Genomic DNA, 10,472 nt, shown 5'->3' on the forward strand with positions numbered 1-10,472 from the left:
AGCAGGTCTTACTGGTCGCGCAGCCAGGTCTGGGTGCGGCAGATGAATGAAATGCAGCCGGAGACGTCCAGCTTGCGGCCGTTGTCCACCAGGGCGACCTTGGAGCTGTAGGTCTTGCCCTTGGCCGGATCCAGGATGGTGCCGTTGGCCCACTTGTTGGTGCCGTCCGGGCGGACGTTCCAGAGGATGGTCATGCCTTCGATCGGCTTGCCCTTGTTGGCACCTTCACACTTGTTGCAGACCGGGTGCGGGCCCTGCTCGGACTGCAACACCTGCAGCACCCTGCCGCTGAGGGTGCCATTGGCGGCCTGGGTGATCTCGACGATCGACTTCACCCGGCCGGTTTCGTCATCGATGGTGCGCCAGCGGCCGGCGGCGCTGTCGCTGGCGTTGGCGGAAAAGCCGGCGGCCAGCAGCGGCAGGGCCAGCAACAGGGTTTTGAAAGTAGTACGCATGTGTCCCCTCCCAGGGTGGGTTTGGTCAGCTGCCGGCGGCGCTGTTACGCGCCGAATGTAACCGCATTCGGTCCCGTACGGAATCCGCAGTGCAGCAGATTTTGGAGGATGTAGTGCCGAGCCATGCTCGGCAGGGGCTTTCCTGGCAATGCTTCAAAAGCTGCCCTCACCCCAACCCCTCTCCCGCAGGCGGGAGAGGGGCTTCGAGGTAGTGCCGGGCCATGCTCGGCAGGGGCTTTGCCGGTAATGCCTCAAAAGCTGCCCTCACCCCAACCCCTCTCCCGCAGGCGGGAGAGGGGCTTTGAGCAAATGCACGGGCTTTGCGCTCCTCTGGCCTACTGCACCGTCACTCGCTTGCGGTTGTCGGCCGATACACGGTCGATCAGCTTGTTGTACGGGTCGAAACCGGCTTCGTCGGGTTTCTGGTCCACGGTGACGGTGATGCTGGGAGCAGCGGCGGTGATGTGATGGCGCTGCAGATACAGCACCTTCTCATCGCGCTCCTTGCCGGAGGCACCCTTGGCGAATACGCCGACCTCGATCCAGTCGTCCAGCGTCCCTGCGGTTTCCTTGCCCATGCCGTCGGCGTAACGCTTGTCGGCGTGCAGTTGCAGGGTCACGTCGTAGCGGCCGTCGGCGCGTTTCTTCGCATTGGCCTCGACCACGCGGTTGTCGTAGAAGCTGATCTTCTCGAACAGGTCGGTGATCAATGCCTGTTGCTCGGGCTTTGCTTCGGCGCGGATGAACTCCAGCAACTCGGCCGAGGTGGTGTATGGCGGCTGCTGGAAGGCCTTGGCCTGGATGAAGCGCGACAACGCGCGGTTCAATGCTTCCTCGCCCATTTCCTCACGCAGGCGGTAGAACACCACCGAGCCCTTGCGGTAATGGATGTACTGCTGGTTCTCCACGCGGTACAGCGGCAGTTCCTCTACATCCTCGCCGCCGCGGCCCGACAGGTAGTTGTCCAGCTCATCCTTCAGGAACTGTCGCATGTGGCCGCGTCCGTATTCCTTCTCCATCACCATCAAGGCCGAGTACTGCGACAAGGACTCGGACAGCACGGTCGCACCCTGCACATTGGCGCCGATCACCTGGTGTGCCCACCACTGGTGCGCCACTTCATGCGCGGTGACATAGAACACATAGTCGACATCATCCTTGTCGCGCAGGTCGGCGATGAAACCGATCGACTCCGAGTAGGGGATGGTGTTGGCAAAGCTCTGCGCGAACGACTGGTAGCCGGGGAACTCGATGATGCGCACCTGCTTGTGCTGGTACGGACTGAAGTTGGCTTCGTAATAGGCCAGTGACTTCTGCACGCCCTCGATCATCCGATCGACGTTGTACGGATGCTTGGCGTCGTAATAGATCTCGATCGGAATGTTCTTGTACGTTGCCTTCTTCACTGTCCAGCGTGCCGACAGATAGGCGTAGAAATTCAGCATCGGCCGGTCCATGGCGTAGCTGAAGCAGCGACGGCCATCGCGTTCGAATTCCTTCTGCAGGTAGCCCGGTGCCAGGGCGATCTGGTCCGGTGCTGTGCAGATGGTGCTGCGGAAGTCCAGCCAGTCCGAATCGTTGGAGATATAGGTATTGGCGCGTGCGGCCTCATCCTCCAGCTTGGGCATGCGCGTCGGTTCGCCGAGGTCGCGCTTGCGGCGCTCGTTGCGGTCGTCGATCTCGGCGCCGGTGTCATAGCCGAACGCAGGCAACACGCGGCTGTTGAAGAAGCTGCCGTTGTCGACGATCTGGCTCTGGGCCTGGTCGGAGGTGATGCCGTTGGGGTGGATGTCGACGGTGAAGCGGATGTCGCGCTCCTCGCCAGGTGCCATCGGTGCGTCGAGGTGATAGATGCGGTAGCCCAGTTCCTCATCGTGGGTGGTCAGCTTGGCGCCGCCCATCTCGATGCTGGCCAGGGTGCTGTCATCGCCCATCGCGACATGGATGTCCGGTATCGCCGCCGAATGCGTATTACGCACACGGTAGACACCATCGATGCGTACTGACTGGGTTTCCGGGTGCAGGTCGACATTATTGTCGATGGCGATGATGCGCGGCTGCGGCAGGTCCTTGTATTTGCGGTACTCGCGCTCGTAGCGGGCCTGGCGATCAAGCTGCTGGTCCGGCGAGACGAACTCGTTACGGATGTTGGTGCTCCAGTACAGCCAGCCACCGCAGGCGATGAAGGCCAGCGTGGCCGCTGCCAGGCCTGCACCCAGCGGACCGCGGAGGCGCTGCTTTGCCAAGCGCAGGCGCTGCCGCCAACCCGAATCCACACCGCGTACCCACAAGGCAGCACACAGCAACAGCAATGCCAGCAGGAATAGCATCCAGTAGCCCTGGAAGGCCAGCTGCCCGGTCAGGAAATGGCCGTAGCCGTTCATGTCCGAATACGGAGCGATCGGCCAGCTGCCGAAGTTGTACAGGTTCTGGGTGTAGTCGAGCATGCCCAGCACTGACTGCCCGATCAGCAACAGGATCAGCAGCGCATAGCCCATGAACTTGTTATTGCTCAGTACCTGCAGCACCAAGGCCATGCCGCCCATCAGGATGTAGACCACCGAGTCCAACGCCAACGTCTTGAAATACAGCAGGGGCTCGATCTGGGTGTAGCCCTTGCTCAGCTGGATGGCGATTGCGGTGAGCCCGCCGACGGCCTGGAATGCGAATACAACTGCGATCAAGGTGAGGAACTTGCCCAGCAGCGGCACCCAGTTCGGCACCGGCATGGCGTCGCTGATGCCGGCGATGCGCGCGCTGCGTTCACGCCACACCAGTTCGCCAGCGTAGAACAGCACGATGATGATCAGCAGGAAGCTGAAGCTGCCCTGCAGTGCTTCCAGCATCTGCGAGGTCACCGGCCAGCTTGGCGTGCCGTACATGGTGCGGCGGTGCAGGGCCGTGGGAATGAAGTTGGCCATGCCCAGCACCAGCAACACCAGGAAGGGCGCGCTGCGGAAAACACCAAAGGCATCAAACCCGACCTGGCGCAGTAGCTGCCGCCAACCGGTCGCCGTGTTGAAGTTCGGAGTGACCTTGGGGGCGACCACATTGCTGCGCTTGCTGTCGGTGGTAGCAACGCTGGCCACCTTCTTGCCGCGCTTGCGGCCGGTACCACTGCGCTCGGTCCGGAACAGCGCAAAGGTCGCGGCGAACAACGCGCCGGTCACCGCCAGCCACAACACGCGGTTCTCCAGCAGGTAGCCGGTGAACGCGGGCAAGCCGGTGTTGCGCTCTTCTGCCGACCAGTAACGCATTGCCTGGCTCATCGCGCGCATGCCGAGCGGGTCGAGCAGGGCGGCAATACGCATGTTGTCGATATCGGCCAGCAGTGCACGGCTGACGCCATACAACACGAAGAACACGATGACGCCGATATAGACCCACAGGATGTTGCGGGTGGTTACCGCCAGCAGCGCCAACAAGGCGGTGGTGAACAGTACGTTCGGCAGCACCATGAAAACAAACGACCACAGGTAGGGCTGCAGTGACACCGGGCCAAGCCGGGCCGCATCGATCCATGGCATGAACTGGGCGATGAACAGGCCTGTCGCGATGATCACGTACATCAGCAGGCTGGCCAGCAGGGCCGCACCAAGACGCCCGAGAAGATAATCGCGGCGCTTGATCGGGCTGGAGAACACCAGTTCGGAGGTGCCCAGTTCGAAGTCACGCAGCAAAGCGTTGCTGACGAACAAGGTGACCACCAACAGCCCGAGCAGGGTGAAGGAAGTCATGAACGTAGCAATCACCGACGGTGCATTGCGGTGCACGTTGCCGATGCCGCCGCCGATCTGGACGGCGTCGCTGGAAGCAGCGCCGAAGGCGATCAGGGCGAACAGCGCCGCAAGCAGCCACAACAAGGGAGAACGCAGCTGCTCGCGCAGCTCGAAGCGCAGGAAAGCGAGGGTCATGGTCTTCTCCGTCAGGCGGCCTGCGCCTGCAGGCGCAGGCGCTGGAAGTAGACGTCCTCGAGACCCGGCGCTACCGGTTCGAAGCCTGCTTCAGGGCAGTTGTCGGCGAACACATGGATCACCGGGCGGCCGCCGACCAGTCGCGTCGACAGCACGGTGAAACGGCTCTCGTAGTCAGGCAGGGCGGTTTTTGCCACCTGCTTGCGCCAGACCTGCGCCTGCAGTGCGTTGATCGCATCAGTGGGGCGTCCGGTGAGCAGTACCTGGCCCTTGTTCATGATGGCCATGGTCGGGCACAGGTCGGTGACGTCTTCGACGATATGCGTGGACAGGATCACCGCCACGTTCTCGCCGATCTCGGCAAGCAGGTTGAGGAAACGGTTGCGTTCTTCCGGGTCCAGGCCAGCGGTTGGCTCATCGACGATGACCAGCTGCGGGTTGCCGAGCAGCGCCTGGGCAATGCCGAAGCGCTGGCGCATGCCGCCGGAGTAGGTGCCGAGCTTGCGCTTGCGTGCATCCCACAGGTTGACCTGCTGCAGCAGCGCTTCGACAACTTCCTTGCGCTGCTTGCGCGCGGTCAGGCCCTTGAGCACGGCGAAATGGTCGAGCAGGTCCAGCGCGCTTACTTTCGGGTAGACGCCGAAATCCTGCGGCAGGTAGCCCAGCTTGCGGCGCAGCGCGTCCTTGTCGCGCAGGATGTCGATGCTGGCGCCATCGGCGGTGGTTAGTGTGGCGCTGCCAGCATCGGCCTCCTGCAGCGTGGCCAGGGTGCGCATCAGCGAGGATTTGCCGGCGCCGTTGGGGCCGAGCAGGCCGAACATGCCGCGGGGGATGTCGAGGTCGACATTTTTGAGTGCGTGTACGCCATTGGCGTAGGTTTTCGACAAACCACGGATCTGCAGCATGGGGACCGAACCTCTCCTTGGATGATGGCTGTCACATTCAGCTACAGCCGGGTTTCCGGCAATGCGCCGGAAGTCATTAGGACCAGGGACGTGGTTACGGTCGGAATGTGACCTGATGTTGCGCGCTCTCTTTGGCCGAAGGCCAAGGGGAGGGGTTGGGGAGAGGTTGGATTTATCGCTTTTGATCTTGTTTTGGCTTCGCGGCTTATGGCCCGAGGCCACCCAGCGCCGCTCCCACAACCCATGGCGCTGACGTGTTGCCGGGAAAGCCCCTGCCGAGCATGGCTCGGCACTACAGGGCCGCGTTATTGCACGCTTTAGCCCCTCTCCCGTGCGCGGGAGAGGGGTTGGGGTGAGGGGGGGGCGCGGGGAAAGCCTCTGCCGAGCATGGCTCGGCACTACGGGGCTGGTGTCTCGTAGAGTTCCAGCGGTAGATCGTCCGGGTCGGCGAAGAAGGTGAAGCGGCGGCCGGTGAATTCATCAACGCGTATCGGCTCGCAGGTGACTCCTTCGCGTTGCAGATGCGCGACAACCTCATCCAGCGCTGAAACGCGGAAGGCGAGGTGGCGCAGTCCGCAGGCTTCCGGCCGGCTGGGGCGTGCAGGAGGGTTTGGGAAGGAAAACAACTCAAGCTGGCTGCCATCAGGCAGGCGCAGGTCCAACTTCCACGAGTCGCGCTCGCTGCGGTAATTCTCGGCAATCACTTCCAGCCCGAGAATGCGCACATAGAAATCCCGCGAACGTGCGTAATCCGCCGCAATTACTGCAACATGATGGATGCCAAGCAGGCTCATCTCGCGGCATCCAGCCAGCGCCGGGCGATGTCGATGGCCAGCGCATAGGGTTCGGGTTCGTTGCGGTTGCTCAATACGATCACCGTCAGTTTCTGCTTTGGGTAACGCACGATCACGTTGCGGAAACCGATGCTCTCGCCGCTATGCCACAGCGCGTCGCCATTGATGCGCCAGCCGAAGCCATAGAACGGCACGTCGGGCTCGCCGGTCTTTGTCGCCGGGCTGAAGGCCAGCCGCAGTGAAGTCGCCTTCAACAGGCGCTCGTCGTACAGCGCTGCATCCCACTTGGCCAGGTCATCGATCGAGGAGTAGATGCCGCCATCACCAAGCACGGCGCTGGTGGTGCTCTGGTCGGTACGCTGCCAGCGGCCGTCAATCTGGCTGTAGCCATAGACGCGATTGGGCACTTCATCAACGCCGTCCTGATGCGCGTAGGTGTTGTGCATGCCAAGCGGTAGGAAAACACGTTGGCGCAGGAAGCTGGCGAAGTCGCTGCCCGAGGCCTTGCCTACCACCAGCGCCAGCAAGGCATAGCCGCTATTGCTGTAGCGGTAGTCACTGCCGGGCGTGAAGTAAGTCCGGTTCTCTTTCTGCAGCAGCTGCAGCACGTCGGCGTCATGCACCTGGCGGGTGTCGGCAGGGTCCATCAGTTCTTCGTAATCGAGCAGGCCGCTGGTGTGGCTGAGCAGCTGCCGCAGCGTCATCGTGTCGGCGACGGCGGGCAGGCTGGGCAGCCACTTCTTCAGTGGATCATCGATGCCCAGCTTGCCGTCCTCGGCCAACAGCAGGATGGCTGCGGCGGTGAACTGCTTGCTGACCGAGGCCAGCCGGAAGCTGCTGGCGGGGGTGACAGCGGTGCCGTCCTCCAGCACCGCAAGGCCGTAGCTGCGACGGAATGCGGGCTGGCCATCCTTGAGTACCAGTACCGAGGCACCAGGCACCTGGCCGTCGTAGCGCTGCATCAAGCCGTCGATACCTGGATCGGGCGGGGCCAAGGGGGCGGCAGCGGCCAGGCTGGAGCACGCGAGCAGGCACAGCAGGGCGAGTCGGGGTTTCCAGCGTGGCATGGTGGCTCCTGGGTAGGTGATCAGGCCTTCTTGCTGGCGATCCAACGGTCGATCTTGGCTTCAAGGATCTCCAGCGGCATGGAGCCGTCCTTGAGGATTTCATGATGGAACTCGCGTGGGTCGAAGCGATCACCGAGTTCGGCCTTGGCCTTGTCACGCAGCAGGCGGATCTTGATCTCGCCTACGCGGTAGGCCAGGGTCTGGCCGGGCAATGCCATGAAGCGCTCGACCTCGGAGGCGGCATCGGCGGCCGGGATGTCGGCGTTCTTGACCATGTAATCGGTGGCCTGCTGGCGGCTCCAGCCGGCGGCATTGAGGCCGGTATCGGCGACCAGCCGCACGGTGCGCAGCAAGGTGGTCTGCAGATAACCGAGCTGATCGTAAGGATCGTTGTACAGGCCCAGTTCCTGGCCCAGTGATTCGGCGTACAGGCCCCAACCTTCCACGTAGGCGACATCACCACCGAGGCGGCGGAAGCGCGGCAAGGCGGTCAGTTCCTGCTGTGCGCCCAGCTGGTAGTGATGGCCGGGGATGGCTTCATGCAGGTATTGCATGGTCACCGCCCAGCGCTTGCGCGAGGGCAGGTCGCTGGTATTCACGTAGAGCACGCCCGGCTGCTGGCCGTCGGCGCTGCCCGGTTGGTAGCTGGCGGCGCTGGAGGTGGCGGCGCGCTCGGCTTCGACCGCCTTGATCTCGAGGCTGGCCTTGGGCCGTTCATTGAACAGGGTGGGTACCGCTGCGTTTACCCGCCGGCCGGTCTCGGCATAGTAGGCAAGCAGGGCGTTGGCGTCGCGGAACATGAATTGGCGGTCATTGCGCATCGCGGTAAAGGCTTTCTGCTGCGAGCCGCGGATCTTGGCCTGCTTCATCACCGCATCGATGCGCGCCTGCAGGTCCTTGACTTCCTGCTCGCCCAGCGCGTGTATCTCGGCCGGCGTGCGTGCAGGCGAGGTGCTGCTGGCGACGTTGTGTGCATACCATGCGCGGCCATTGGGCAGCGCGGCCATGCCGTCGGTGCTGCGTGCGGCGGCCATGTATTCGGTGGCGATGAAGCCGCGCAACGAGCGATAGGCCGGCATGATCCGGTTCTCGATCATGCGCTTGTACTCGGCGCTGAGGCGGGCTTTGTCCTCGGCGGAGAAGTCGTCCGGCATGTTGCGGATCGGGCCCCAGAACAGGCTCTCTTCCGCCGTGGGTTTGATCACCGCGTCGAGCTGCGGCAACACTTTCTCCATCAACGCACGCGGCTGTACCACGCCGGCGGCCTTGCCTTCGCGCATGTTGGCAATGGCCTGGTCGAACAGGGCCGGAATGCCGAGTGAGCGCTTGGACCAGTTCTCGTAATCCTTGACCGTACGGAAGGGCTGCGCGCCAGCGCCCGAGCCCAGCACCGCGATGATGCTGGACAGGTTGTAGTACTGGTTGATCGGCAGCATCCAGGTCGGGTACTGCTCGCCGGCCAGCGAGACCTGCGCGTCGCGCACGAAGATCTCATAGCTCAACAGGTCCTGGCCCTGCAGGCCGGTGGGGCCGACGGCCTGGACCTTGCCCAGCCATTCGACCATGAAATCGTGCGACTGCTGGCGCGAGGCCGCGGACAGGAAGTTGGGTAGCTGGTCGTTGTAGCGCTGGTCGCCCTGGAAGGTGGCCTGCAGCGGGTTCAGCCGCATCGAGGCATCCCAGTACTCGTCATAGATGCGGTTGAGCTTGGCGGCGTTGTCCTGCTTGATCGGCAGCGGCACTGCGGCCGGGCGGCGCGGGGCCGGGCGCGGCGTGGTGCGGGGCTTGGCGGCGCGGCTCTGCGGCGCTGACTGGCGCTGGGCTTTCTTCTTCGCCGCGTCGGCAGGGGCCGCAACGGACAGCGTCATGATCGAGGCAATAGCAAGCGCAAGCAGGCGCAACGGGCTGTAAGGCATCAGGTGTTCCGCAAATACATCGACCCGGGAGCTTGCCCGATATCAGCGATGACGACCAGCCGTGGCGCGGATGAACACGCGCGGGTGATACAGGTCCGGTTATATCCCATGCCTTGCGGCGCCCGCCGCAAGGCATGGGAGAGGGCTCAACGGTCGGCGGAGCGGGTGAATGGCACGCTGTCCGGGGCGACCGCACCGCCGGAAATGATGAAGCTCATGGCCTGGTCCACCGTCCAGTCGGTGGGGGTGAGCATCTCCACCGGGACGATTTCCAGGTAGCCGGAAGTCGGGTTGGGGGTGGTGGGCACATACACGGCGGCCAGTTCGCGGCCGGTGCCCTGTTCCTTGAGGACACGGGTGACTAGGCCGATGGACTTCATGTCGCGGTGCGGGAAGTCGATCAGGACCACGCGCTGGGTGCTGCCCGGTTTGGTCTGCAGGATGTCCAGCAGCTTCTTGGCGCTGTCATAGATGATGCTGGCCAGGGGGATGCGGCGGATCACCGCGCCAAACCAGCGCAGCAGCTGCTGGCCAATGACCCGGCGGCTGAGGATGCCGACCAGCAGGATGACCAGCAAAGTGGCCAGCAGGGCAGTGATGTCCTGCATCCATTCGACCTTGATCCAGCCCAGATAATCCGGGAACGAGGCGGCAATACGCTCGGAAAGCGGCACGATCAGCGGGCTGCTGATGCCCGAGAGCAGGACGAACACGAATTTGACGACCACCCAGGTCAACCAGATCGGCAGCAGGGTCAGCAGGCCGGTGAGGAAAAGACGTTGCAGGGAGGGGCGGGGGGCGGGGGAGACGGCTTCAGGCGACATCCGCGAATTGTAGCGTTCGGGTGTCCTCCGTATGTACGCAGCAGATGGCCGGAACGGCTGCGTTCAGAGAAATCTGTGTTGCCGCCTTGGCTCAGTCCGCTTTGCGCGCTTCCGGCTTGAGCCGCACATAGACCTGCTTGCGCACCCGCGCCACCACGTCGCCTTGGCCATCGAGTACATCGTTCTCGAACCAGTGCAGGTATTTGTCACCGTTGGCGGTAGCGGCCTTGACCTCGTCCAGGGTGGCGTCATCGAGCCGGAACTCGGTCCAGACCACGCCACGGCCGGGCTTCAGGAATTCGATGGCACCGGCCTTGTCCCAGACGAAATAGCGGCTGCCCATGTTCTGCAGCAGGCACAGCATCCAGAACGGGTCGGTCATCGCGAACAGGCTGCCGCCGAAATGGGTGCGCACATAGTTGACGTTCCACGGCCGCTGCCGCAGCTCGACCCGCACATAGCGGTAGTCGGCGCTGATGGCGGTGACGTGGATGCCGGCAAACAGGAACGGTGGCCACAGGTTGATGCCGCGACGGAACAGGCTGGCTTTCATGGTGCGAGCAGACGGACGGGGGAGTCGGAGTCTAGCATTCGCTG

At 63.4% G+C, this 10,472-nt stretch carries 8 protein-coding genes; all 8 read right to left on the reverse strand.

Annotated features, from left to right (window positions below):
• Positions 1-8: 8 nt before the first annotated feature.
• Entirely contained in the window at positions 9-455 is a 447-nt protein-coding gene (locus tag Q5Z11_RS07810) for a DUF2147 domain-containing protein (protein ID WP_303749468.1), read from the reverse strand.
• 335 nt (positions 456-790) lie between these two features.
• Positions 791-4,369 (reverse strand): ABC transporter permease/M1 family aminopeptidase, encoded by a 3,579-nt coding sequence (locus Q5Z11_RS07815; protein ID WP_303749469.1) that lies wholly within the window; start codon positions 4,367-4,369, stop codon positions 791-793.
• Between the two features lie 11 nt (positions 4,370-4,380).
• On the reverse strand, positions 4,381-5,274 hold the full coding sequence (locus Q5Z11_RS07820; protein WP_303749470.1) for an ABC transporter ATP-binding protein: 894 nt from the start codon (positions 5,272-5,274) through the stop codon (positions 4,381-4,383).
• Positions 5,275-5,672: 398 nt separating this feature from the next.
• Positions 5,673-6,068 carry an SMU1112c/YaeR family gloxylase I-like metalloprotein gene (gene gloA2 / locus Q5Z11_RS07825; RefSeq protein ID WP_303749471.1) on the reverse strand — a complete coding sequence of 132 codons (396 nt, stop codon included), beginning with the start codon at positions 6,066-6,068 and terminating at the stop codon, positions 5,673-5,675.
• Positions 6,065-7,135, reverse strand: a complete 1,071-nt coding sequence (locus Q5Z11_RS07830; RefSeq protein ID WP_303749472.1) for a serine hydrolase domain-containing protein — start codon at positions 7,133-7,135, stop codon at positions 6,065-6,067. The genes gloA2 and Q5Z11_RS07830 overlap by 4 nt, the downstream gene beginning before the upstream one ends.
• A gap of 20 nt (positions 7,136-7,155) precedes the next feature.
• Positions 7,156-9,051 carry a DUF885 domain-containing protein gene (locus Q5Z11_RS07835; RefSeq protein ID WP_303749473.1) on the reverse strand — a complete coding sequence of 632 codons (1,896 nt, stop codon included), beginning with the start codon at positions 9,049-9,051 and terminating at the stop codon, positions 7,156-7,158.
• Between the two features lie 146 nt (positions 9,052-9,197).
• Positions 9,198-9,875: a DUF502 domain-containing protein gene (locus Q5Z11_RS07840; protein WP_303749474.1), complete on the reverse strand. Its 678-nt coding sequence runs from the start codon at positions 9,873-9,875 to the stop codon at positions 9,198-9,200.
• Positions 9,876-9,966: 91 nt separating this feature from the next.
• Entirely contained in the window at positions 9,967-10,428 is a 462-nt protein-coding gene (locus Q5Z11_RS07845) for a DUF4442 domain-containing protein (RefSeq protein ID WP_303749475.1), read from the reverse strand.
• Positions 10,429-10,472 lie beyond the last annotated feature (44 nt).

Origin of the sequence: Stenotrophomonas sp. 610A2, from assembly GCF_030549615.1 — a bacterium.
GTDB classification, from domain to species: domain Bacteria; phylum Pseudomonadota; class Gammaproteobacteria; order Xanthomonadales; family Xanthomonadaceae; genus Stenotrophomonas; species Stenotrophomonas pigmentata.